General features: G+C 65.4%; 21 protein-coding genes. 9 read left to right on the top strand and 12 right to left on the bottom strand.

Annotation, left to right across the window (positions count from 1 at the left end):
• Window positions 1–9: 9 nt before the first annotated feature.
• From rsmA to lptF, 6 genes are all read right to left on the bottom strand, one after another.
• Window positions 10–867 (bottom strand): 16S rRNA (adenine(1518)-N(6)/adenine(1519)-N(6))-dimethyltransferase RsmA, encoded by an 858-nt coding sequence (rsmA, locus tag ACM43_RS36940; RefSeq protein WP_271547010.1) that lies wholly within the window; start codon window positions 865–867, stop codon window positions 10–12.
• Window positions 867–1,919 carry a 4-hydroxythreonine-4-phosphate dehydrogenase PdxA gene (gene pdxA, locus ACM43_RS36935; RefSeq protein WP_271547008.1) on the bottom strand — a complete coding sequence of 351 codons (1,053 nt, stop codon included), beginning with the start codon at window positions 1,917–1,919 and terminating at the stop codon, window positions 867–869. Before pdxA ends, rsmA begins: the two co-directional genes overlap by 1 nt.
• On the bottom strand, window positions 1,919–2,854 hold the full coding sequence (locus tag ACM43_RS36930) for a SurA N-terminal domain-containing protein (RefSeq protein WP_157284596.1): 936 nt from the start codon (window positions 2,852–2,854) through the stop codon (window positions 1,919–1,921). The genes pdxA and ACM43_RS36930 overlap by 1 nt, the downstream gene beginning before the upstream one ends.
• Window positions 2,855–2,916: 62 nt before the next feature.
• The gene (locus ACM43_RS36925) at window positions 2,917–5,406 is read right to left on the bottom strand and encodes an LPS-assembly protein LptD (protein WP_271547006.1); all 2,490 of its coding nucleotides are present in this window, start codon (window positions 5,404–5,406) and stop codon (window positions 2,917–2,919) included.
• Window positions 5,406–6,503: an LPS export ABC transporter permease LptG gene (gene lptG, locus ACM43_RS36920; protein ID WP_036033998.1), complete on the bottom strand. Its 1,098-nt coding sequence runs from the start codon at window positions 6,501–6,503 to the stop codon at window positions 5,406–5,408. Before lptG ends, ACM43_RS36925 begins: the two co-directional genes overlap by 1 nt.
• Window positions 6,500–7,666, bottom strand: a complete 1,167-nt coding sequence (gene lptF, locus ACM43_RS36915) for an LPS export ABC transporter permease LptF (RefSeq protein WP_157284597.1) — start codon at window positions 7,664–7,666, stop codon at window positions 6,500–6,502. The genes lptG and lptF overlap by 4 nt, the downstream gene beginning before the upstream one ends.
• 336 nt (window positions 7,667–8,002) lie before the next feature.
• Between lptF and ACM43_RS36910 the strand changes: the two genes are divergently transcribed.
• From ACM43_RS36910 to ACM43_RS36900, 3 genes are all read left to right on the top strand, one after another.
• Window positions 8,003–9,502: a leucyl aminopeptidase gene (locus tag ACM43_RS36910; RefSeq protein ID WP_271547003.1), complete on the top strand. Its 1,500-nt coding sequence runs from the start codon at window positions 8,003–8,005 to the stop codon at window positions 9,500–9,502.
• A gap of 6 nt (window positions 9,503–9,508) precedes the next feature.
• Window positions 9,509–9,961, top strand: coding sequence for a DNA polymerase III subunit chi (locus ACM43_RS36905; RefSeq protein WP_157284599.1), 453 nt, complete (start codon window positions 9,509–9,511; stop codon window positions 9,959–9,961).
• 158 nt (window positions 9,962–10,119) lie between these two features.
• Entirely contained in the window at window positions 10,120–10,599 is a 480-nt protein-coding gene (locus ACM43_RS36900) for a hypothetical protein (RefSeq protein WP_271547271.1), read from the top strand.
• A 93-nt stretch (window positions 10,600–10,692) separates the two neighbouring features.
• Here the strand turns inward: ACM43_RS36900 and ACM43_RS36895 are convergent, their stop codons facing one another.
• Together ACM43_RS36895 and ACM43_RS36890 are read right to left on the bottom strand one after the other, a co-directional pair.
• Entirely contained in the window at window positions 10,693–11,166 is a 474-nt protein-coding gene (locus ACM43_RS36895) for a hypothetical protein (RefSeq protein ID WP_271546999.1), read from the bottom strand.
• Between the two features lie 23 nt (window positions 11,167–11,189).
• Window positions 11,190–11,558, bottom strand: a complete 369-nt coding sequence (locus tag ACM43_RS36890; RefSeq protein WP_271546996.1) for an antibiotic biosynthesis monooxygenase family protein — start codon at window positions 11,556–11,558, stop codon at window positions 11,190–11,192.
• A 97-nt stretch (window positions 11,559–11,655) separates the two neighbouring features.
• Between ACM43_RS36890 and ACM43_RS36885 the strand changes: the two genes are divergently transcribed.
• Window positions 11,656–12,126 (top strand): MarR family winged helix-turn-helix transcriptional regulator, encoded by a 471-nt coding sequence (locus tag ACM43_RS36885; protein WP_271546994.1) that lies wholly within the window; start codon window positions 11,656–11,658, stop codon window positions 12,124–12,126.
• Between the two features lie 161 nt (window positions 12,127–12,287).
• Window positions 12,288–13,253 (top strand): tripartite tricarboxylate transporter substrate-binding protein, encoded by a 966-nt coding sequence (locus ACM43_RS36880; RefSeq protein WP_271546992.1) that lies wholly within the window; start codon window positions 12,288–12,290, stop codon window positions 13,251–13,253.
• A 133-nt stretch (window positions 13,254–13,386) separates the two neighbouring features.
• Here ACM43_RS36880 and ACM43_RS36875 read toward each other — a convergent pair whose 3' ends face one another.
• From ACM43_RS36875 to ACM43_RS36865, 3 genes are all read right to left on the bottom strand, one after another.
• Window positions 13,387–15,246, bottom strand: coding sequence for an ABC-F family ATP-binding cassette domain-containing protein (locus tag ACM43_RS36875; protein ID WP_271546990.1), 1,860 nt, complete (start codon window positions 15,244–15,246; stop codon window positions 13,387–13,389).
• A gap of 46 nt (window positions 15,247–15,292) precedes the next feature.
• Window positions 15,293–15,466 (bottom strand): hypothetical protein, encoded by a 174-nt coding sequence (locus ACM43_RS36870; protein ID WP_167361656.1) that lies wholly within the window; start codon window positions 15,464–15,466, stop codon window positions 15,293–15,295.
• Window positions 15,467–15,679: 213 nt separating this feature from the next.
• Window positions 15,680–15,961, bottom strand: coding sequence for a sulfur globule protein precursor (locus tag ACM43_RS36865; RefSeq protein ID WP_271546988.1), 282 nt, complete (start codon window positions 15,959–15,961; stop codon window positions 15,680–15,682).
• Window positions 15,962–16,266: 305 nt separating this feature from the next.
• Between ACM43_RS36865 and ndk the strand changes: the two genes are divergently transcribed.
• The 4 genes from ndk to ACM43_RS36845 all read left to right on the top strand — a co-directional run bounded on the left by ndk (window position 16,267) and on the right by ACM43_RS36845 (window position 21,508).
• A complete protein-coding gene (ndk, locus tag ACM43_RS36860; protein ID WP_036000620.1) occupies window positions 16,267–16,689 on the top strand; it encodes a nucleoside-diphosphate kinase in 423 nt (140 codons plus the stop codon).
• A gap of 42 nt (window positions 16,690–16,731) precedes the next feature.
• Window positions 16,732–17,592: a TerC family protein gene (locus ACM43_RS36855; protein ID WP_271546984.1), complete on the top strand. Its 861-nt coding sequence runs from the start codon at window positions 16,732–16,734 to the stop codon at window positions 17,590–17,592.
• 337 nt (window positions 17,593–17,929) lie between these two features.
• Window positions 17,930–20,266: a TonB-dependent receptor gene (locus ACM43_RS36850; RefSeq protein WP_271546982.1), complete on the top strand. Its 2,337-nt coding sequence runs from the start codon at window positions 17,930–17,932 to the stop codon at window positions 20,264–20,266.
• 117 nt (window positions 20,267–20,383) lie between these two features.
• Complete coding sequence (locus ACM43_RS36845) at window positions 20,384–21,508, top strand: PepSY-associated TM helix domain-containing protein (RefSeq protein WP_271546980.1); 1,125 nt, start codon at window positions 20,384–20,386, stop codon at window positions 21,506–21,508.
• Between the two features lie 4 nt (window positions 21,509–21,512).
• Here the strand turns inward: ACM43_RS36845 and ppx are convergent, their stop codons facing one another.
• Entirely contained in the window at window positions 21,513–23,015 is a 1,503-nt protein-coding gene (gene ppx, locus ACM43_RS36840) for an exopolyphosphatase (RefSeq protein ID WP_271546978.1), read from the bottom strand.
• Window position 23,016: the final 1 nt, after the last annotated feature.

The following is a 23,016-nucleotide window of genomic DNA, read 5'->3' as shown; positions in this document are numbered from 1 at the left end:
AATTCTTGGTTACTCGGTTTCGCTGCGTATATCCGCCAATTCACGCGCCATGGCAACAAAGCCGGAGATGGGAATGGTCTCGGCGCGCCGCGTCGCGTCGACGCCGGCCGCTTGTGCAAGCCGCGCGGGATCGACGCCGAGCGATTTCAGGCTTTGCCGCAGCATTTTCCGGCGCTGGCCGAAGGCGGCGGCGGCGACCTGCTCGAGCAGCCTGCGATCGCAGGCAAGCGGCTCTGCGCGCGGCTTGAGGCGCACGACGGAGGAGGTCACCTTCGGCGGCGGCACGAAGGCGGACGGCGCAATGTCGAACAGGATCTTGGTCTCGCAGCGCCAATTGGCGAGTACACCGAGCCGGCCATATGCCTCCTCGTCCTCGCGCGCGACGATGCGCTCGCCGACCTCGCGCTGGAACATCAGCACCATCATCTCGTACCAGGGCGGCCATGGCTCGGTAATGAGCCAGTTGATGAGAAGCTGGGTCGCAATGTTGTAGGGCAGATTGGCGACGATCTTGGCGCGCTCGCCCGCGAGCAGCGGGCGGGGATCGAAGGTCATGGCATCGCCATGCACGATCTCGAGTCTACCAGGGTAGCGCGCGGAAATATCCTGCAAGGCCGGGATCGCGCGCTCGTCGTGCTCGATGGCGATGACGCGCCTTGCGCCGAGCGCGAGCAGCGCCCGCGTCAGCCCGCCCGGGCCGGGGCCGATCTCGACGATGGTGGAATCCTCGAGCGGTGCCGCCGCACGCGCGATGCGCGCGGTGAGATTGAGGTCCAGCAGGAAGTTCTGGCCTAGCGATTTCCTGGCCGACAGCGCGTGCTGGCGAATGACCTCGCGCAGCGGCGGGAGGTCGTCGATCGCGCTCATCAGCTTGTCGCAGCCGCCATGCGGCTGGCGAGCCGCAGCGCGGCGATCAGGCTCGCCGGGTTGGCCTTGCCCGTGCCGGCGATGTCGAAGGCGGTGCCGTGATCGGGCGAGGTGCGGATGAAGGGCAGTCCGAGCGTGACGTTGACGGCGTCGTCGAAGGCGACGGTCTTGATCGGGATCAGCGCCTGGTCGTGATACATGCAGACCGCGCAATCAAAGGTCCGTCGGGCCGCCTCGTGGAACATGGTGTCGGCGGGTAGCGGCCCTTTGGCCTCGATGCCGTCGTTGCGCAGCACTTTCAGCGCCGGGGCAATGACCGTCTGCTCCTCGTGGCCGAGCGAGCCGTCCTCGCCGGCATGGGGATTGAGACCGGAGACCGCGATGCGCGGCGTTGCGATGCCGAAGCGGGACTTCAGCTCGGCGGCGACGATGCGGACGGTCGAGACGATCAGCTCGCTGGTGAGCTCGCCCAGCGCATCGCGCAGCGAGACGTGGATGGTCACGGGCACGACGGCGAGCTGGGGCGACCACAGCATCATCACCGGCTGCGGCACGCGGCCGTTCTCCGCGGCGAGCTCGGCGAGGAATTCGGTATGGCCGGGATGACGGAAGCCGGCGCGGTAGAGCACGCTCTTGGCGATCGGGTTGGTGACGACGGCGCCGGCACGGCCCGCGCGCACGTCGAGGACCGCCTGCCGGATCGAGGCGAGCGCGGCCGGCGCGCTGGATGAATCGGGCTTGCCGGGCTCGGCGGTGGCGCGCTCGCCGGTCGCGACCACGGGCAAGGCGTCCGTGAACGCGGAACCCGCTTCACTGGGGCTCACCGCGGCGATCCTGATATCGGCGCCGAGCGCCTTGGCGCGGCGCGCGATCAGGGCCTCGTCGCCGAGCAGATAGAAGGCGGGCAGGTTCAGCTCGCCCCGCCTGAGCCAGGCCGCGATCGTGATGTCGGGGCCGATGCCGGCGGGCTCTCCCAGGGTGAGGGCAAGGGGCTTGGCTGCAAGAGGCTTGGCTGCGGACTCGGTTGAGGGCTCTGAGAAGGGATTGGCCATCAGCGGTTGCGATATTCGATCATCGCCGCCTTGCGCAGCTCGTCGAGATAGGCCTTCTGCGTCTTCTCGTACTTCTCCTGATACATCTTCTCGCGGACCTCACGCTTCTTCGGCGTGTCGATCATGGTCGGCTTGCGCGAGCACAGCACCACCATCTCGATGCCGTTCTTGGTCATCTCGGGCGCGGTTAGGCGGCCGATCGGGGTGTCGTCGAGCACCTTGCGCAGTGGCTCCGGCAGCTCCGCGGTGGTCTTGGTGACGGTGTCGCGGATGGTCGCGTTCGGGGTCGAGCGGAACAGCGAATTGGCCTCCTCGCAGCTCCCGACGCGGGCGCGATAAGACTCGGCTTCTTTCTTCCGGGTTTCCAGGAACGCCGCCGTCGAGCCGCGCGGCACAATCAGCACGATGGGCTGCATCTTGTACTCGGTGCCCTCGACCTGGAGCTTTTCGCCGGTCTGCGCCTGCACGGCCTGCGCGACGTCGCGCTCGCCGACCAGCAGCTTCTCCTTGAAGCGGCCGCGCACGAGGCTGCCCCAGACCATCTCGGCCCTCATGCGGCTCTTCAGCGTCTCCGGGCGGACTCCCTTGGATTCGAGCGACTTGGTGAGCTGATCCGGCGTGATGCGCATGCGCTGCGCCATGCCGTCATAGGACTGGTTGATGTCGGAGACGCTGGGATCGACGCCGTATTTCTTGCCTTCCTTGATCTTGACCTTGTCGTCGATCAGCACGTTGATGACCTCCTGCCGGCTGGGGGTCTTCTGCGTCGACAGCTGGTCGAGCTTGGTGCGCTGCTCGATGTCGAAATCGGTGATGGGATCGCCGTTGACCATCACGGCGATGTTTTGCGCGCGCGACGGCGAGGGCAGGGCGGCGAACATCAGCCCGGCACCGATGGCGAGAAGGAGGCGGAAGACAGGCAATGGCGTCGTCATGATGTCGCTCGCATGTCGGCCGCGTCGAGATAGGGCAAACGCGGCCGGCACTTTCAAACCATTCACTGGAGGCCGGCGGAACCGCTGGAAGTCGACGAGTTCGCCAGCGTGCGCAGGCCGATTTGGAACATGAACGCGTGGCTCAGCGTGGGCGGTGCGGTGCCCGCGGAATAGCTATACGAAGTTACGTAATTCGCCGCCAGCACGAAGCAATCGTCGACATAGCCGGCACCGAGCACATATTGGTTGATCTTGTTGGCCTCGAGGTCCCAGCGCGCCGAGCCCGACACCACCCAGTTGGTCGCGACCTTCAGCGAGCCCGTCGTCAGGATGCCCTCGCGGCGGGTCAGATAGCCCAGCTCCGGCTGCTCTGCGTAATTGCCGTACAATACGCTGACCGACCAGCGATTGAAGTTGGCGCGGCCTTCCGCCTCGAAGCGCTGCACGTTCCAGGTCTGCTCGTCCATGCGGGAGCGGACGCTGAACGTGTAGGTGCTGTTCGGCGAGTAATTGGCGCTCGCAACGTAATCCGACCGCGGCTTGTCGAGGCCGGAATCGCGGCCGGTATTGATGGCATCCTGCACCGTGAAGGAGTTCAGGCCGAACAGGTGGTAGGACTGGCCGAACAGCACCTTGACGGCGCCGCCCCTGTCGAACTGCGTGGTTGACTGCACGCCGACATTGGCGCGGCCGCCGCCCTCGACGCGGTCGTAGCCGGAGAACTTGTCGACGCTGAACAGGTTCGAGGCGTCGAACACCAGGCTCTGGGCGTCCTCGTTCGGCAGCCTGCCGGCGTAAGTCTCGTTCGGCCGGATGATGATCTGCGCGATCGGCTCCAGGGTGGTCGAGCCCCAGGGCTGAACGTTGATGAAGGGATAGCGGTACTCCAGGCCCACCGTCGGCATCAGGCGGAACGCCTCGGTGTCGCCGACGGGCAGGTAGTTCGACACGCCGGGCTGGTTGGAGACCGAGGACTTGATCGCGTCGGCGCGCAGGCTCGCGAACGGCGTCCAGATCTGGCCGAACGGATCGGTGAAGGACTTGCGCCACTGCGCTTCCGCGGTGAGGCGGGTGTAGGTGCCGGGGAAGCCGCGCAGCAGGCACTGCGAGGGCATCCGCGCCAGCGGATCGGCCGATGCCGTGGTGCACAGGCTGTTAGTGTTGGCGAGCGTCGTGATCGGGTCGAACACCGCATCGTCGCGCGACAGGTTCACGAAATTGGTCTTGTAGCTGACCTCGCCGCCGAAGACGGGATAGTTGAGCACGTTGGAATAGTCGATCACCGGGTAGACGATCGGCACCTGGCTCTGGTTGCCCGAATAGCTCAGCCAGTACATTGTGCGCGCATCGAAAAAGCTGCGGTTGCCGACGCCGGTCAGATAGAGCTGCGACAGCGCTTCCGTCGGCAGCAACAGGAACGAGCCGAGCGGGTCGCGGTACTGATAGAGCCGGTAGTCCGAGAAGAAGTAGTAGTCGGACATCAGCACGCCGTCCCAGCCCCAGACCCATTTGTCGTTGAGGGCGAACTGACCCTTGGTGTCGATGGCGCCGCGGAACTCGCGGTCGCCGGGCTGGCCGGCGAATGCTCCGGGATCGAGCTGGTAGATGCCGTAGGCACGGATCTGGTAGGCGCCGTCGATCAGGCGCTGGCGGAATTCGCCCTGCAGCAGCGCGCCTTGCCGCGACAAGAAGCGCGGGGTGATGGTTGCGTCCATGTCGGGCGCGATCGCCCAGTAATAGGGAACCTCGACGCCATAGCCCGTTCTGTCCGTGCCGGAAATATAGCCCGGCATCAGGAATCCGGATTTACGCTTCACGGTCGGGTCGGGCGTCGAGAAATAGGGCATGTAGGCGAGCGGCACGCCGAAGAACTCGATCTGTGCCGTCTCGAAATACAGCATCTTCTCCTGCTGGTCGTGGATGATGCGGGCACCCTTGACCTGCCACAGCGGCGGTTTCTTCGGATCGTCCTTACACGGCGCGCAGGCCGTGTAGACGCCATTCTCGAACACCGTGTAATTGCCGCTGGAGCGGTCGGCGCGGCTCGCGGCCATGCGGGTCTGGTCCGCCGTGTCCACGCGCAGCGAATCGACGAAACCGTCGCGGTAATCGTCGGAGAGATCCAGGATCTCGGCATAGGTGATCTTGCCGTCGGCATCCGTCATGCGGATGTTGCCTTCGGCATGCAGCCGCTTGGTCTTCTGGTCGTAGATGACCCGGTCGGCCTCGACGCTGGTGCCGTTGTAGAACAGCTGCACGTTACCGACCGCGGAGACGCGCGAATTGTTGTAGTCGTAGTCCACCTCGGTGGCCTGAACCAGCATCTGGTTGTCGTTGGGGGCCCTTGGCGGCTTCGGACGCGGCGGCAGAGGATTGTAGGTGAAGCTCTGGGCCTTCGCCGGCGCCACCGCGCCAGCGTCGATCAAGCCGCCGAGCGAGGCAGCCGCGACGACGGCAATCAGGAGCCTGCGGACGGACAAGCCGCGCCCGTTCGCGCGCACCCATGTGCGCCGCGTCAGACGAGACACGAGCCCTCGGCGGACGGCAGTCACTATCCGTCCTCCTGATAGAGCAAGGCCAAAAAGCCGGTGAGGCCGCCCACCACAACGGGCAACCACGCCGCAGCGATCGGATGCATCAACTCAGCCTTGCTCAAGTCCTCAGTTACTTTCGACAGAACGTAGAGCAGAAAGCCTGCCCCCACGCCACTCAAAACCATCTTCTGCACGCCGCCCATCCGGAAGAAGCGCAACGACACGGAGGCCGCGAGCATCACCATGGCTGCGAGCAAAAACGGCTGTGCCAGAAGCTTCTGATACTGGAGTCGGTATCCCGCTGTCGCGAAGCCCGAGCTTTCGGAGGAGCGGATGTAGCTCGGTAGTTGCCAAAAGGACACAGTCTCGGGGGTGGAAAAGCTGTTGCGGACCTGCGCCTCGGTCAGCGTGGTCGGAATCTCCAGGGTGGCCTGGTCGATCGGCGGTCCGTCCAGCGAGAAGCGGCGGACGCCCTTGAACAGCCAGCGGCCGGCATCCAGCGTCGCCTCGCGTGCCTCGACCCGCTCCTTGAAGTGCAGGTCCTGGTCGAACCGGAACAGCGTCAGCCCGGTGAGCCGGATGCCCTGCTGCTCGCTGCGCGCCGCATTGATGATGGTCTGCCCGTCGCTGGTCATCTGGTTGAGCCAGAAGCCCGAAGCGTCCTGGATGCCGCCGCCGGGTGCCGAGCCGAACAGCTCGGCTTCCATGCGCTTGGACAGCTCGCGCAAATTGGCCGACATCGGGTTGTAGGCGACGGTGGCGATCACCCCGATCAGAAGCGCGCTGCCGAGCGCGGGCGAGATGAACTGCCAGGCGGAGATGCCCGCGGCGCGCGCCACCACGAGCTCGAGCCGGCGGGAGAGGGCGAGATAGCAGGTCATGGCGCCGATCAGCATGCAGAACGGCGTCAGCTTCTCCAGGAGCTGAGGCACGCGGAACAGCGAGGTCTCGGCCACCATGATCGCGGAGGCTGATGCAAGGCCCGAGGTCTTGCGCACCATCTCGATGTAGTCGACCAGCACCAGCAGCAGGAAAATGCCGCCGAAGACGCCGAGCGCCGCGACCACGAAGCGGCCGGCGAAATAGCGCCCGAGTGTGTTGGTGAGCATGCTCATGCGGTGGCCGGACGTCCGAACAGCCGCGCGATCCGTGCGTTCGACCGGTTGATGGCCTCCATCAGGCCGGGAGGCGGCTCGACCACGACACCGCGGATGATCATCCACAGCCCGGCGCCGATCGCGCCGAAAACCATCGCATATTGCGCCAGCACCGGGCCCGGCGACTTCACCGCCATCACCGAGCAGGCGAAACCGGCCATGCGCAGGCCGAACACCGCCACGATCGAGGAGGCGATGGAAAAGTTGCGGCTCTGGCGAGTGGTGCGCGGCGCTCCGAGGAAGGCAAAGGTCAGCACCGCAAAGGCGAACGGATAGATCGGCGCGAGCAGGCTGTCATGCAAGGCCGCGCGGAACTGCCCTGGAATCTGCTTGTAGACGGGATCGTTGTCGGATGGCGAGAACAGCTCCCAGAGATATCGCTCGCGGATGCCGAGGGTGACGTCGCGGCCCTTGGCGAATTTCGACATGTCGAAGCCGTAGCGGCCGAAGGCCACGAGCGCCGGATCGCGCTTGCCCGCCTCGAAGCGCTGGAGATTGCCGGTTTCCAGCACCAGGAACGAGCCGGTCTCGTTCTTCACGACCTCGCCGTGCTCGGCGACGATCGAGACGCGCTCGTTCGGATCGCGGCGGTCGTCGATGAAGATGCCGGCGAGGATGCCGCCCGGCTGGCGTTCGCGAATCCGGATCGTGAGGTTCTCGTCGAGCCGGGCGAAGCGGCCGGGCTGCAGGATGTTGGTGAGCACGTCCGCGGTGATCTCGGCATCCCACTGCTTGATGCGCCGCATCCCGTCCGGGGCGAGATAGGCCGCGATGAAGGCGACCAGCAGCGCCACCACGCAGGTGGCATAGAAGAACGGAACGAACAGCCGGATCGGCGAGAAGCCGGCGGCATTCATCACGATGATCTCGGAATCGGTCGCGAGCTTGTTCAGCGTGTGCGAGATCGCGATCATCAGCGCGATCGGCGAGATGATCAGGACCAGGGCCGGGATCACGAGGCTGGTGATGCCGAGGAAGGTGAGGATGGTCTGACCCTGGCTCGTCATCAGGTCGATGCCGCGCAACGCCTGCGTAATCCAGATCACGCCGGTGAGGCTGACCAGGACCAGCGCAAACGACGCCAGCGTCGTGCGGAAGATATACCTATCGATCGACCCCATGCGCTACCGCACGAATTCCCACCAAGCCCCAATTCCGATCGGAATTCCGGCTGCCCAACCAATCCCCGATCAGGGGATCCCCAAGGTCGGCCAACAGCTCTTCCGCCAGTTCATTCTCTCACTACCATCCCTTTGATCCGTCAACAAAATGGCTGCCCCATGGCACCCTCATCATATGGTTAATATTTCGCTGTTGTGGCGTGGGGGCCACGGCGGAGCTTGGCATCTGCCGGGCGGCTGGCCATAGTGGGGACGCCTCAGTGAATCGCCGTTCAACTCCGGTTGTGGCTGGAACGCCCGAACGACGAAAAGCCCCATCTTTTGGAGGAGTTATCCATGTCCGATGCCATCAAGGTCGGCTTTGTCCCGCTGTCTGCCGCCCCTCGTGGCATCCTGGTCGTGTTCTGCGACGACGGCCTGAAGCTCGGTCCGGCGACGGTCAAGGCCCTCGGCGGCGCTGCCGAGATCGTGAAGCGCGCGGCGGCTGCGGCCGCCTTCAAGGGCAAGAGTGGTGCTGCGCTGGACATTCTGGCGCCGGAGGGGGTGAAGGCGAACCGGCTGATCGTGATCGGCGCCGGCAAGGCGACCGGCCTCAAGGCCAACGATTTCCTCAAGTTCGGCGGGGTGGCGGCCAGCAAGCTGCCCGCCGGCACCAGCGCCATGACCATCCTGGCGGAGCTGCCGGGTGGCGCCATGACGAGCGAGCAGGCGGTTGCGATCGCCTCGGGCCTGCGCTTACGCGCTTACAAGTTCGATCGCTACAAGACCAGGAAGAAGGACGGCGAGGAGGGCGGCGTGCGCGCCGACGTCTCGCTTGCGGTCGGCGATGCCGGTGCGGCGAAGAAAGCGTTCGCCGCCGCCGGCCATGTCGTCGACGGTGTGATCATCGCACGCGACTTCGTCAACGAGCCGCCGAACGTGCTTTTCCCGGAGGAGTTCGCCCGCAGAGCGGGTCAGCTCCGCAAGCTTGGCGTCAAGGTCGAGGTGCTCGACGTCAAGGCGATGCAGAAGCTCGGCATGGGCGCGCTGCTCGGTGTCGGCCAGGGTTCGGCGCGGCCGAGCCGCACGGTGATCATGCGCTGGGACGGGGGCAAGAAGGGCGAGGCCCCCGTCGCCTTCGTCGGCAAGGGCGTCTGCTTCGACACCGGCGGCATCTCGATCAAGCCGGCGGGCAGCATGGAGGACATGAAGGGCGACATGGGCGGTGCGGCCTGCGTCGTCGGCCTGATGCATGCGCTCGCGGCGCGTAAAGCGCGGGTCAACGCGGTCGGCGCCATCGGCCTCGTCGAAAACATGCCCGACGGCAACGCGCAGCGGCCGGGCGACATCGTCACCTCGATGTCCGGCCAGACCATCGAGATCATCAACACCGACGCCGAGGGCCGCCTCGTGCTCGCCGACGTGCTCTGGTACGTCGCCAAGAAGGTGAAGCCGAAATTCATGGTGGACCTTGCGACGCTGACCGGCGCCATCATGGTGGCGCTCGGCACCGAGCATGCCGGCATGTTCTCCAACAACGACGAACTGGCCGACCGGCTGCTCACGGCCGGCATCGAGAGCGGAGAGAAGGTCTGGCGCATGCCGCTCGGCCCGGAATACGACAAGCTCATCGATTCCCAGTTCGCCGACATGAAGAACACCGGCGGCCGCCATGGCGGCTCGATCACCGCCGCGCAGTTCCTGCAGCGCTTCGTCGACGGCGTGCCCTGGGCCCATCTCGACATCGCCGGCACCGCCATGGGCGCGCCGAAGACCGACATCAACCAGAGCTGGGGCAGCGGCTACGGCGTCCGCCTGCTGGACCGTCTGGTCGCCGACCATTACGAGCGCAAATGACCCGACATGACTGAAGTGCTGTTTTACCATCTGCAAAACATGACGGTGGAGAATGTGTTGCCGCCGCTTCTCGAGAAATCGCTCGAGCGCGGCTGGCGCGTCGTGGTGCAGTCGACCTCGGAGGAGCGCGCCGATGCGCTCGACTCGCATTTGTGGACCTATCGCGACGATTCATTCCTGCCGCACGCGACATGGCGGGTGAACGATGTGGCCGACCAGCCGATCGTGCTGGCGATCGAGGGCGGCAACCCGAATGGGGCCAATGTCCGCTTCCTGGTCGACAACGCCGCGCTGCCCGAGGACGCGCAGGGCTATGAGCGCATGGTGCTGCTGTTCAACGGCGACGATCCCGACGCGCTTGCGCTCGCCCGCGCGGCCTGGACGGATTGCAAGGCGCGGGGATTTGATGTCACCTATTGGCAGGCCGACGACCGCGGCCGGTGGCAGAAGCGCAATTAGCCGCAATTAATGATAATTTGCAGTTTTCGGGCGATGCTGGCTTCGGCCACCTTCATGCCGCAAAGGGATGTTGGGACAATCGCTTAGGGCTGGTCCTTCACGTGGGGAATTCGTTTATCGTGCGACATCAAAAGCTTCCCGGCTCGCTCTTGATTGCGTTGGCTGCCGTAGCACCGCTGGTCGCGGGCTGCGCGGGCGGGGCCGATTTGCTGTCGAAGGATGCCGAATGGTTCCAGAAACCCGGCCGCCTCTTCATCAAGAACATCTCGATCGAATCGCCGCCGCTGACCCCCGACAAGCCGGTGCGGGCTGAGGATCTCGTCAGCGCCGACGGCGCCTGTCCCGGCATGGCGCCGCCGCCCGGGCCGGCCGACGCCAACGCCTCGACGACGGCACCGATGGGCGGCACGGTCGCGCTCGGCCACACGGAGTGCGACGTGGTGCGCGGCATCGGCGCGCCCTCGACCGTCAACCTGTCCAACGACGCTGGCGGCCGCCGCGTCGCCGTCGTCACCTGGACCACTGGTCCGCGCGCCGGCATCTACACGTTCACCGCTGGACGTCTGTCCTCGATCGAAGGCAATCCGGACCCGCAGTCGGTGCCGAGGGCAGCCAAGCCGAAGAAGAAGCAGGCGTAGGCGGGGATCGCCTCCGCCGCGGTGAAACGGAAGAATCTTCGACCCGGGACATCAGCGGGGCGGACCCGATGCAAAGCCCCGTTGGCGGCGCCCTCAGAGAATCGGCTTGGTGCTGAAGCGGTCAGGCTGGCGAACGGGCAAACGGCCCTTCATCTTAAAGCCGTCGCGCATATTGAGACCGAGCAGAACGATGTTCGTTGCTCCGGCGGCCAGTTCGAGAGCCTGCACGGCGTAGAACGTGGTGTCGAACTCCGCGGCCTTCGCCTTGGAGGCAAGAAACAACGCGGCGGGAATCAGAATCAGGATGCCGTTGCCGGCAATGAACGGCATGCGTTCGATCTTCGCACCGATCAGCCCGGCGCGCCGCTGCTTTGCCAGGACGAATCCCGAGCCTCCCGTCGCCGCAAGCATCGGAATGAGCAGCAGGAAGCCCCACGGTATGGCGGTCTTCACCATGGCTATGGTCTCGTGCGATGCAAACAGCTCGGTGAGAGCCGTGGAAAACCAGAAGGTCGCAATGGTGATCAGTGCGACCGCTCCCGCGACTGGGTGGATGATTTTGGTCATGGGTCTGCCGTTTTCGAAGCGAGCTACGCGACGCAGATGCCTGATACCGCGACTTTCTGGAACAGGTGCGGGGAGGCGACCGCGGATGCAGGGTAAGCCGAGATCTTCGACCTGAACTCGGGGTGCGTGAACGCAGCCCGGAAGTCGGCAGTCGTCTGCCAAACTGCGTAGTTCAGATACGTGGGGCTTTCGCCGATCGCGCGGTGAAGCTGGGTGGAGATGAAGCCGGGCTGCCGTTTCATGAAGGCGGCATCGTCCTGCCAGACCTGGAGAAAGCTTTGTTCGTCGGCCTTGTCGAGCGTGAAGAGATTCACCAGCACCAAAGGGCCGGTGTCGATGCCGAACTGACGCTCGATGGGAAAGTCAGGGTCCAGTGGGCGTAAGCTTGCCATGACGAACTCCGTCGAGATGGTTTTATGGTGTCAATATGGTATTATGGGAAATCTATTAGTTTGACATTATGATGTCAATAACTGTCTATGGTGACGGATGCGGAAATCCCTGCGAACGCCGGCCGGCGATGCTCTGACGAACCTCATGCTTGACTTGTTCCGGTTGAACAGCCTGCTCCTGACCGCAGGGGACCGCTTGGTGGCCCGGCTGGGGCTCACCAGCGCCCGCTGGCAAATTCTCGGCGCCATCGTGCAGGCGGAGCGACCGCAGCCGGTAGCCTGGCTCGCCCGCGATCTCGGCGGCAATCGCCAGAACGTGCAGCGGATTGTCAACGACCTCCACGCGGAAGGCCTCGTTGCCTTCGAGGCCAATCCGCATCACCGCCGCGCACAGCTCGTCGTCCTCACCGACAAGGGACGGCGCGCTTTCGACGCCGCCATGGCTTTGCAGATGCCGTGGGTCAACAGCCTTTCCGAAGGGCTTGCGGTCAAGGATCTGCAAACGGTTCATCGCATCGTCGCGGCACTCCGCAACAAGCTCGAGAGCGAAGCCGAGCCGCAGACGTAGCGCTTGGGCGAACGGCAAGGTCGCGCGGTCACACCGGATGCAGTGTGGTCGGCATCGGTGCACCTTCGACAGCTGCAATGTTCCTGACGACGTTGCTTTCGTGATGGTCGCGCGCCCCGGAATGCGCTTTGATGGCGCAAACAACAATCCGGAGGAAACCAATGCGATTCATTGCCCTCGTATCGGCTCTGCTCTTGTCGTCTGGCGCGGCGTTCGCCCAGGACTATCCGACGAGGCCCATCACCATCCTGGTTCCATTCGCCGCGGGCGGGCCGACGGACACCATCGCCCGCCTGACGGCCGCAGGCATGGCGAAATCCCTGGGCCAGCAGGTCATCGTCGAGAACGCGACCGGCGCCGGCGGCACCATCGGCACGACCCGCGCTGCGCGCGCCCAACCGGACGGCTACACGCTGCTGATCCATCACGTCGGCATCTCCACAGCGGCGACGCTCTACCGCAACCTCAGCTACGACACCAAGACGGCCTTTGCGCCGATCGGGCTCGTGACCAACGCGCCGATGACCATCATTGCGCGGCCCGATTTCCCGGCCAACACGCTCAAGGAGCTCGTCGCCTACGCCCAGCAGCAGGGCGACAAGCTGACCTACGCCAACGCCGGCCTGGGTGCGGCCTCGCATCTGTGCGGCATGCTGTTCATGACCGCGATCCAGAAGCAGCTCACCACGGTGCCCTACAAGGGCAACGGCCCGATCATGAACGACCTGCTCGGCAAGCAGATCGATCTCACCTGCGACCAGGCGACGAACACGACCGGGCCGATCACGGCCAAGCAGGTCAAGGCCTACGCGATCACCACCAAGGAGCGGCTGAAGAGCCTGCCCGATCTGCCGACGGCCGACGAGGCCGGCCTCAAGGGTTTCGAGCTCGGTGTCTGGCACGGCATCTATGCGCCCAAGGGCACGCCGCCGGCAATCGTTCAGAAGCTGACCGCGGCGCTGCAGACCGCGCTCAAGGATCCCGCGCTGATCGCCCGGTTCAACGACATCAACACCGAGCCGGTCCCGCAGGACAAGGCGACGCCGGAGGCGTTGGGCGCGATGCTGACCAGCGAGATCGACCGCTGGGCGCCGATCATCAAGGCCGCCGGGCAATACGCGGATTGAGTTTTTGCGGTCCGCCTGGCTTGCCGGTCGAGCGGGTAAAATGCAGCTTGTTCAAAGGCTCGCTCGCCGGTGCCATCATGCCGGTACTGTGCATGGGGTTGTTTTGCACGTTGGTTGGAGTGCAGCGAAGGCGCTAGCCCGCCGCCTCGTCGAACTGCGTGCTGGCCTCGAGCCATTGCTCCTCGGCGCGCGCCAGGGCGTCGGCGGCATTGGCACGCGCCTTCGACAACTGCGCCGCCTGCTTGGGATCGCGCGTGAAAATGTCGGGCAAAGCGAGCGCCGTGTCGATCTTGGCGATGATCTCGCTGACGCGGGCGATCTCGGCCTCGGCTTCGGCGATGCGCTTCTTCAAGCCTCCGCGATTGTCCGCTCTTGGGCGCTGCGGCTTCTCAGGCGGCGCGCTGCGCTCGCGCGGAGCTTCCGCGTTGCGCGTGGACAGCACCAGGCGGCGATACTCGTCGAGATCGCCGTCGTAATTGGTCACCGTGCGGTCGGCGACGATCCAGAGCCGATCGGCGCAGGCCTCGATCAGGTAACGGTCGTGCGAGACCATGATCACCGCGCCGGGAAACTCGTTGATCGCTTCCGCGAGCGCACCGCGGCTGTCGATGTCGAGATGGTTGGTCGGCTCGTCCAGGATGATCATGTTGGGGCCGAAGAAGGTCGCAAGCCCCAGGAGCAGCCGCGCCTTCTCGCCGCCTGACAATTTGCCCGCCTTGGTGTCGGCCGCCTTGCCGGAGAAGCCGATCGCGCCGGCGCGGGCGCGCACCTTGGCTTCGGGCGCATCGCCCATCAGCTTGCGGACGTGGTCGTAGGCGGAGGCGTCCTCGTTGAGCTCGTCGAGCTGGTGCTGCGCGAAATAGGCGATCGACAGCTTGTCCGCGCGCGTCACCCTGCCGGAGAACGGCGCGAGACGTCCGGCGAGCAGCTTCACCAGCGTCGACTTGCCGTTGCCGTTGGCGCCGAGCAGCGCGATGCGGTCGTCATTGTCGATGCGCAAGGTGACGCGGCCCAGCACCGGGCTCGCCGGGTCGTAGCCGACCGAGGCATTGTCGACGGCGATGATCGGCGGCGACAAGATCTTCTCCGGCGCCGGAAAGCTGATCTCGCGCACGTCCTCGGTGACCAGCGCCGTGATCGGCTTCAGCCGCTCCAGCATCTTGACGCGCGACTGTGCCTGCCGGGCTTTCGATGCCTTGGCCTTGAAGCGATCGACGAAGGACTGCAGGCGGGCGCGTTCGGCCTCCTGGCGCTTGACCGCCTTGGCGTCGAGCAGCTCGCGCGCGGCGCGCTGCTCCTCGAAGGAGGAGTAGCTGCCCTTGTAGAGCGTGAGCTTGCCGCGCTCCAGGTGCAGGATCTGGTCGACCGAGCTTTCCAGGAGGTCGCGGTCGTGGCTGATCACGATCACCGTGCGCGGATAATGCGCAAGGTGATCCTCCAGCCACAGCGTGCCTTCGAGGTCGAGATAGTTGGTGGGCTCGTCGAGCAGCAGAAGGTCGGGCGCCGCGAACAGCGTTGCGGCGAGCGCGACGCGCATGCGCCAGCCGCCGGAGAACTCGGCGCAGGGGCGGAGCTGATCGGCGGCGGAGAAGCCGAGGCCGGAGAGGATCGCGGCCGCGCGGCTTGGCGCCGAGTGGGCGTCGATGTCGACGAGGCGGGTCTGTATCTCGGCGATGCGGTGCGGATCGGTCGCGTGCTCGGCCTCGGTCAGCAGCGCGTCGCGTTCGAGGTCGGCCTTGAGCACGACCGCGATCAGGCTTTCGGGACCGTTCGGCGCTTCCTGCGCCAGGCTGCCGATGCGCCAGCGCGGCGGCAGGGTCACCGAGCCGTGCTCGGCCGCAAGCTCGCCGCGGATCACCTTGAACAGCGTCGACTTGCCGGTGCCGTTGCGTCCGACCAAGCCGACGCGCGATCCGGGCGTGATCTGCACGGAACTCTGGTCGATCAAAAGGCGTCCGGCGAGGCGGATGGAGAGGTCGGTGATGGCGAGCATGCGGCCTTGTCACCGCAAGGCGCGGCGAACGCAACTCGTTTTTCCGTTAGTGCGTCTCGCGCTCGCGCCGCTGCAGCTCGTTCAGGAGCTGCTCGAGATGGGTCGGCAGGCGCGGCTCGGGCCGGAGGCTCTGCTGCAGCCGTTCGCCCACGGCATCGCAAATCGAGCGGCTGGTGCGCCGGTCGATCTGTTCGCTGTCATTGGCAAAAAGGCCAGCCATCGCAAGGTTCCGTGTTTCTCGAAGTAAGGACACGGTACCAAGTCATTGCCGGCGAAATGGTTTCGCTGGCTGTGGGGAAAGCCGGGGCATTCTCGTAAAAATTGTATGAGCGGTGCCTTGTACGCCAAGGCAAAGCCCCGGCGAGGGGGGCGCCGGGGCTTCTCTTGGAAGGTACCTGGGGGCTTAGGTAGCCTTCGGAAGGTGCTGACGGGCTCAGTAGCAGCGGTTGATCAGCCGCCAGCGGGGTCCCCAGGGGGTCGGGACCAGCCGGCGCACATAGCAGCCGCCATAACCGTAGGAGACGGGACCGCCAGCGTAGAAGTGCGGTCCGCCCCAGCCATGGCCGTGGTGATGGCCGTGGTGATGGTGCGCGTGCCCGTGGTGCCGGCCACCGCCATGCCCGCCGCCTTGCCAATGAGCGGAGGCCGAGGTCGGCGCCAGCGCAGCTCCCAGCGCGACCGCGGCGACAGCGGCAAGCGAAAGTTTCCTCAACATGGTTATCTCCTGAAGACTGCCAGCGCGGGGCTATCGCGCCGATGGAAAGGCCGCCGAAACGGTCTGCCTGAGGTCAGGCTTCGGTTTCGATGGGCCCAACCTTACGCCGGGGAAGCTGAACCGGATCCTGACGGCGGTTTCAGATTGGGTTCATCTGGGTGAAATTGTCGTCATCCAGCGGATCGGGAGCCATCCCCTCGCGGAAACCGCCTATGAGGCTGTTCCGCGGTCGCTTGCCGTCCGACAAAGGCGCCGATATAAGCCCCGCAACCCCGAACCCCCGCTTTCTCCCCAAGGACAAGATCATGGCCATCGAACGCACTTTCTCGATCATCAAGCCCGACGCGACCGAGCGCAATCTGACCGGCGCAGTCAACGCCGTGATCGAGAAGGCGGGTCTGCGCATCGTGGCGCAGAAGCGCATCCGCATGACCAAGGAGCAGGCCGAGACCTTCTATGCCGTTCACAAGGCGCGCCCCTTCTTCGGCGAGCTCGTCGAATTCATGACCTCCGGCCCGGTCGTGGTTCAGGTTCTGGAAGGCGAGGGCGCGATCGCCAAGTACCGCGAGGTGATGGGCGCGACCGATCCGTCCAAGGCCGCCGAGGGCACCGTGCGCAAGCTCTACGCCAAGTCGATCGGCGAGAACTCGGTGCACGGTTCGGATGCGCCGGAGACCGCCGCGATCGAGATCGCGCAATTCTTCTCGGGTAACGAGATCGTCGGCTGATCCAGTCGGCAGACTAGAAGGCGACGGGCGAAGGGACCCATTGTGGACTGGCTCTGGCAGATCTTCGATCCCGCTACGATCGGGACCTTCTTTACCCAGTTCCGCAACGAGATGGCCGCACCGACTTTCTGGATCGCGGTCGGCAAGATCATCTGGATCAACGTCCTGCTCTCCGGCGACAACGCGCTGGTGATTGCACTCGCGTGCCGCGGTCTGTCGCCGCGGCATCGGCTCTGGGGCATGATCTTCGGCGCCGGCGCAGCGGTGATGCTCCGGATCATCTTCACTGGCGTCGTCGCCACCCTGATGGAGCTGCCGTACCTCAAGCTGGTCGGCGGCGTTGCGCTGATCGTGATCGCGGCAAAGCTCCTGGTGCCGGAGAACGAGGACGAGAACGACGTCGACGCTGCCGCGCATCTGTGGCACGCCATCCAGATCGTCGTGGTGGCCGACATCGTCATGAGTCTCGATAACGTCATTGCGGTCGCTGCCGCGGCCAATGGCAGCGTGCCGCTGCTGATCCTCGGCCTTACCATCAGCGTGCCGCTGATCGTCGCCGGCGCCGCGCTGATCATGGCACTGCTCACAAAGCTCCCGGTGCTGGTCTGGGCCGGTGCGGCGCTGCTCGGCTGGATCGCGGGCGCGGTGATGGCGACCGATCCCGGGGTCACGCCGCGGCTGCACGCGCTGTTCGAGGGGCCGTTCGGCGCCTCGCTGGACGGCGTGCTCGGCGCCCTTCGCATTCCCCCGCAATTCGGCCATGGCGGGGCCGGCGGCGAGTATTTCTGTGCTGTGATCGGAGTCGTCGTCGTGCTGGTGGTCGGCACCATCTGGCGCCGGCGCAGTGTCACCGCGGCCGCCCTCGAATCCTCCGAACGGCACGCCAAGGCCTCCGCGGAGTGACGTTGAAGCGCTGATCGGTGCAGCCGCCCCTCCAGCGATGAGAGGCGTCCACGTCACTGGGGCGCTTCCCGCGTCGGCAGGACGCGAGCGATCACCGGCCACGGGTTCGACCGAATCCTCCCATCATTGCATTCGTATGACCGGCGCGCATCTCGCTTCGCGAGAGCTCGCGTCGTGCGCGCGGGCGTTGCGTTGAGAGTCGTCGTTCGCAACCCTCACGCGATTTAGACCTTGTCTTATTATAAACTACTGAGATTCAAGGGTGCTTTCGTTGACTCGACGAGGGTTCCCACGGCACCTCGCCCCGACGTTCATGCTCATGAAATCGGAAGGTGCGATGTCGTCGAAAGTGTTTTGTCGTCCTGTTGCCGTTCTTGCCGCTCGCATCAAGACGCTTCTGACGTGCGCCAGCCCGAGAGCCTTCGCGGTTTCCGTGGTCTCCATTGCCTTGTGTAGCGACGGCGTCCTGCACGGCAGCAGCGCGCAGAGCGCCGCGCCCCAGGCCGCGGGGGGAAGCACGTTGCCGGCGGTGACCGTCACCGCAGACGCGCCGAAGCCGCGCGCGCGTCCACGAGCCAATCCGGTCAGGAGGGCGGGCCGCGGCGCGCCCGCGAACGAGCGGGCTAAATTGCAGGCGGAAGCGACCCCGACGGCTGCGAGGCCCGGTTCACTGCCGCGGACCTACGCAGGCGGGCAGGTGGCACGTGGAGGCCAGGTCGGCTTGCTCGGCAACAAGGATTTCATGGATACGCCGTTCAACATCACGAGCTTCACGGCGAAGAGGATCGAAGATCAACAGGCGGTCACCGTCGCCGATGTCGTCAGCAACGATCCCTCGGTCCGTTTCACCGGCCAGACCGGCGGCATTCTCGATTCCTTCTTCATCCGCGGCTTTCCGATCGGGGAAGGCAATGTCGGGGAAATCGCCTTCCACGGCGTCTATGGCGTTGCACCGAACTACCGCGTGTTCACCGATTACGTCGAGCGCATCGAGATCATCAAAGGCCCGACCGCGCTGCTCTACGGGATGGCGCCGAACAGCAGTGTCGGCGGCACCATCAACATCGTTCCGAAGCGTGCCGGGGATATCGATCTCACGCGGGTCACGACCGACTACGCGTCAAACACCCAGCTCGGCACACATCTCGACGTGAGCCGGCGGTTCGGTGAAAATCGCGAATTCGGTATTCGCGTCAATGGCAGCTATCACAACGGCGATACGCCGTTGGACAACCAGACGCGGGAGGCGCATGTCGGCTCTGCAGCCTTCGACTATCGCGGCGAGAAGTTCAGGGCCTCGCTCGATTTCATCGAGCAGGAGGAAAAGTTCGACGCGCCGACGAGACCGTTCCTGGTCGCAACCGGCGTGGCCGTTCCGACCGCGCCGGTCGGACGGCGCAATGTCACCCAGGCCTGGGAATTCGCCAAGGTTCACGACAATTCGCTTCTGGCGCGCGCCGAATACGATGTGACTGACGCCGTGACGGTGTTTGCAGATGTCGGAGGCGGCAGGACCCAGGTCGACCGTCTGTTCGGGACGCCAACGATCCTGAATGCGGCTGGCAACACCACGTCGACACCGGGACGATTCAAGTTCGACATCGACAGGAACGTGGCCGACGTCGGCGTGCGGGCCCGAATCGAGACTGGCGCGATCAGTCATGCCGTGAGCTTGCAGGGGAGCTACTATGGGGATGAGATCTCGCGGGGCTCGGTGAACGGCACGGCGGTGTCGTCCAACATCTATGCGCCGATCGCGCGTCCCCAGCAGTTCGTTGCGGCTCCCGCGACCGTGCCGCGGCTGTCGGACACCGAGCTGACCGGCATTGCGCTGGCCGACACCATGTCGGTTCTCCAGGAGCGGCTTCAGCTGACGGTCGGCGTCAGGCAACAGGGCGTCAGGTCGAACAACTACAACACCACCACGGGCGCCGTGAGTTCGGCCTATGACCAGACGGCGTTCACACCGATGGTCGGCCTGGTCGTCAAGCCCTGGAGCAACGTTTCGCTCTACGCCAACTATATCGAAGGGCTCAGCAAGGGCGACACCGCGCCGACGACGGCGGCAAATCAGGGCGAGGTCCTTGCGCCGTATTTGAGCAAGCAGAAGGAAGCAGGCGTCAAGGTCGATTTCGGCGCGCTCGCGACCACGATCAGCCTGTTCGAGATCACCAAGCCGTCGGGGCAGACGGGTGCCGGCAACGTCTTCCGGGCTGATCAGGAGCAGCGCAATCGCGGCGTGGAATTCACCGTGTTTGGAGAAGTGCAGCCCGGCATTCGCGTTCTTGGCGGCGTGACATTGATCGACGCGGAGCTGACGAAGACGAGCACGCTGGCCAATTTCGGCAAGACGCCGATTGGAGTGCCCGAGGTGCAGGCCAATCTGTCTGCCGAATGGGATACCCCGTTCGCACCAGGGCTGACATTGGTCGCCAACACCATCTATACCGGGCACCAATATCTGAATGGGGCCAACACGCAGGTCGTCCCGGCCTGGACGCGGCTCGATCTTGGCGCGCGCTACAACACGCGCATCAACAACCGGCCCGTCACGGTTCGCGCTCTGGTCCAGAACGTGTTCGATACCAATTACTGGGCGGGCGTGGCGAGCTTCTCTGCGCTAGCGCAAGGCTCGCCCCGAACCCTGCTCTTGTCGATGTCGACCGACTTCTGAGCTTTGGCCTCCTCGGGCCGGCTGCGGAGCTGGATCAGGCGCGGACGACGGGTGCTCTGAATGGACCAAACAATCAGGGCGCCACGTCGAGGCGGCTCGGCGCCCGCCCGATCCAGTATGTTGCCCGGACGCGTGCAGCACGCGCTGCTGTGGGCGCACCGTTGGTTCGGATTGATCGGCGGCATCGTCGTGGTGCTGATCGGCCTGACTGGAAGCTTCATCGTCTTCTACCGGGAGATCGATGTCGCCCTGAATCCGGCGCTCTATGCGCCCGCCGGTCCGGAGCAGAGCGTCACGTTAGCGGAGGTGATGCACGCCGCCGCTGCAGCGGATCCGGCGCCGATCGCGACGATCCTGGCACCGGATCGGATCTGGCCGGTCTGGATCGTGATCCATTCGCATGAGACCGCGCCAGGCAGCTACCCGAACCGGTGGACCACCATGGTCGATCCTTCGAACGGCAAGGTGCTCGGACGGCGTGACTACGCCAACGCATTCGCACTCAAGGTTTACCGTCTCCATTTTACGCTGCTGCTCTATGAGTTCTGGGGCAAGGAACTGGTCGGCGTGGCCGGGTTCGTGCTGCTCGGCTTGGCGGTCTCGGGTCTCTTCCTTTGGTGGCCGAAGCCGGGGCGGTTTTGGCGATCGATCTCGGTGCGCAAGAACGTCTCACTGTTCCGATTTGTTCTGGACCTTCACGGTGCGGCAGGCTTTTGGGCGCTGTCCGTGCTCTTGTTGATCTCGATCACCGGCGTCGGCATCGTTTTTCCCGACCTGGTGCGGCCCATCGTCGGCCTCGTGTCGCAGCCGACGCCTGATCGCTCGCCGCGAGTCGAAATCCCGCCTCCGGCAGGGACGCCGGTGCTCTCACCTGACGCGATCATGCGACGCGCACAAGAGGTCCAGCCCGGTGCGACGGTCGCCATGCTCCATCCGCCGACCGCAACGCGCAACACCTGGCGGGTGCAATTCCGTCCTGATGGAGCTGATCCCGCCGTGCGGTCGCGTGGAGCGATCTGGCTCGATCCGTGGAGCGGCGCTGTGGTGCACGACCGCACGCCGGGCACCATGTCGATGGCGGACCGCTATCTGGCCGAGCAGCTCTGGCTCCACAATGGCGCGACGTTCGGATTCGCAGGACGCCTGCTGGTGTTCGCGGCCGGCTTCGCACCGCTCGTCCTCTTCGTCAGCGGCGCGATGATGTGGCTCAACAGACGGCCCGGGAAGATGAGGCCCGGCTGAGAGGTCAGCGCCTGACGATTGAACCGGCGCGGCCAACCAGGCGGGCGAGCTGACGGAAGCGGCTGCCGACGCGGTCGGCGACGAGGTCGCCGAGCCGGTGCTCGAACACCAGCATCAATTTGCGGCCCTGGCTGCGGAAATGCGTGGCTGGCAGGACGCCGGGACGTGCGGCCGAGATCAGATGCGCGACGCGGAACGCGGCGCCCAGGAGGCGCGCGCGTTCGAGCTGGGCCGGCGTCAGCAGCTCCTGCATGGTGACCGGCGGCTGGTTTTCCTCGCTGAGGCCGGCATAGCGATAGAACACCGACAGGCCGACGAAGGCGCGTTCGGTGTGGGTGATCGCGCCGAAATTGCCGTTGACGACGAGGCTGAGCGTCTGCTCGCCGCGATGATCGGGATGCACGCGCCAGCCGATGTCGGAGAGCAGGCACGCGGTGTGGCGCAGGCGGCGGTCCACTTCCGTCTCGCGCAGCTTGACGACGCGCACCAGGCGGTCGGTCCAGGCGATCAGCTCACGCGCGTGCCTGGCCGAACGCGACAGCAGCTGGTTCAGCTCCTCCGCCGCGCAGATCAGCCCGTCCTTGTTGCGTTCGGTCTCGGGCAGCTTCTCGTGCAGCAGGCCCTCGCGCACGCCGAAGGTGGAGAACACGATGTTCTTTGGCTTCGCGACGCGGATGATGTGCTCGAGCACCAGCGCCGCATAGGTGAGGAGAGGGCGCCGCGCATCGGCGACGATCTCGATGTCGGCAAGCATGTCGGCGGCGGCGAGGCGCCGCAGGCGGCGCGAGAAGTCGAGCGCCTCGGCAGCCGGAATGGAATAGCCGTGCATCACCTGGAGCGGATAGCCGCTCTGGATGATGTGGATGCGCGCGAGCGCGCGCCAGGTGCCGCCGACGGCATAGAAGGTGCGACCGCGGCCGGCAGTGAGTAACTGGACTCCGTCGATCTCCTCGCGCACGATGCGGTCGGCGCGCTTGAGCGATTTGTGGGCGAGGTCCTGCAGTGCGAGGCCGCCGAGCGGCAGCGTCACGCCGCTGCGTACGGCGTTCCTGCGCACGTCGATCAGCTCGAGCGAGCCGCCGCCGAGGTCGCCGACGATGCCGTCTGGATGGTGGATGCCGGAGATCACGCCGAGCGCGGACAGTCGTGCTTCGCGCGAGCCCGACAGGATCTCGATCTTCACCGCGCAGATCCGCTCGGCCCTGGCGATGAAATCGGAGCCGTTGGAGGCGTCGCGGCATGCGGCGGTCGCGATCGCGAACACGCGTCCGACCTTCATCACCCGGCACAGCGCACGAAACCGTTTCAGCGAGGTCAGCGCCTTGTCGATGGCGTCGGGCGCGAGCAGGCCTGTGCTCTGCACCTCGCGCCCGAGGCCGCACAACGTCTTCTCGTTGAAGATCGGGATCAGGCTGCGCGCCAGCGCCTCGTAGACGACGAGGCGGACCGAGTTGGAGCCTATGTCGATAACCGCGACGCTCGAGCCGCGCTTGCGCGGCCGCTTCACG

The organism is Bradyrhizobium sp. CCBAU 45321 (genome assembly GCF_028128975.1).
Lineage (GTDB): Bacteria > Pseudomonadota > Alphaproteobacteria > Rhizobiales > Xanthobacteraceae > Bradyrhizobium > Bradyrhizobium yuanmingense.
Note: the sequence above shows the minus strand (reverse complement) of the source record. Positions and strands in the feature narration are given on the sequence as shown.

Bases quoted from the DNA above. Each gene is read 5' to 3' on its own strand.
- rsmA (WP_271547010.1), bottom strand. From the start codon at position 867: ATGAGCGCGATCGACGACCTCCCGCCGCTGCGCGAGGTCATTCGCCAG.
- pdxA (WP_271547008.1), bottom strand. From the start codon at position 1,919: ATGGCCAATCCCTTCTCAGAGCCCTCAACCGAGTCCGCAGCCAAGCCT.
- ACM43_RS36930 (WP_157284596.1), bottom strand. From the start codon at position 2,854: ATGACGACGCCATTGCCTGTCTTCCGCCTCCTTCTCGCCATCGGTGCC.
- lptG (WP_036033998.1), bottom strand. From the start codon at position 6,503: ATGAGCATGCTCACCAACACACTCGGGCGCTATTTCGCCGGCCGCTTC.
- lptF (WP_157284597.1), bottom strand. From the start codon at position 7,666: ATGGGGTCGATCGATAGGTATATCTTCCGCACGACGCTGGCGTCGTTT.
- ACM43_RS36910 (WP_271547003.1), top strand. From the start codon at position 8,003: ATGTCCGATGCCATCAAGGTCGGCTTTGTCCCGCTGTCTGCCGCCCCT.
- ACM43_RS36905 (WP_157284599.1), top strand. From the start codon at position 9,509: ATGACTGAAGTGCTGTTTTACCATCTGCAAAACATGACGGTGGAGAAT.
- ACM43_RS36895 (WP_271546999.1), bottom strand. From the start codon at position 11,166: ATGACCAAAATCATCCACCCAGTCGCGGGAGCGGTCGCACTGATCACC.
- ACM43_RS36890 (WP_271546996.1), bottom strand. From the start codon at position 11,558: ATGGCAAGCTTACGCCCACTGGACCCTGACTTTCCCATCGAGCGTCAG.
- ACM43_RS36885 (WP_271546994.1), top strand. From the start codon at position 11,656: ATGCGGAAATCCCTGCGAACGCCGGCCGGCGATGCTCTGACGAACCTC.
- ACM43_RS36880 (WP_271546992.1), top strand. From the start codon at position 12,288: ATGCGATTCATTGCCCTCGTATCGGCTCTGCTCTTGTCGTCTGGCGCG.
- ACM43_RS36875 (WP_271546990.1), bottom strand. From the start codon at position 15,246: ATGCTCGCCATCACCGACCTCTCCATCCGCCTCGCCGGACGCCTTTTG.
- ACM43_RS36870 (WP_167361656.1), bottom strand. From the start codon at position 15,466: ATGGCTGGCCTTTTTGCCAATGACAGCGAACAGATCGACCGGCGCACC.
- ACM43_RS36865 (WP_271546988.1), bottom strand. From the start codon at position 15,961: ATGTTGAGGAAACTTTCGCTTGCCGCTGTCGCCGCGGTCGCGCTGGGA.
- ndk (WP_036000620.1), top strand. From the start codon at position 16,267: ATGGCCATCGAACGCACTTTCTCGATCATCAAGCCCGACGCGACCGAG.
- ACM43_RS36850 (WP_271546982.1), top strand. From the start codon at position 17,930: ATGTCGTCGAAAGTGTTTTGTCGTCCTGTTGCCGTTCTTGCCGCTCGC.
- ACM43_RS36845 (WP_271546980.1), top strand. From the start codon at position 20,384: ATGTTGCCCGGACGCGTGCAGCACGCGCTGCTGTGGGCGCACCGTTGG.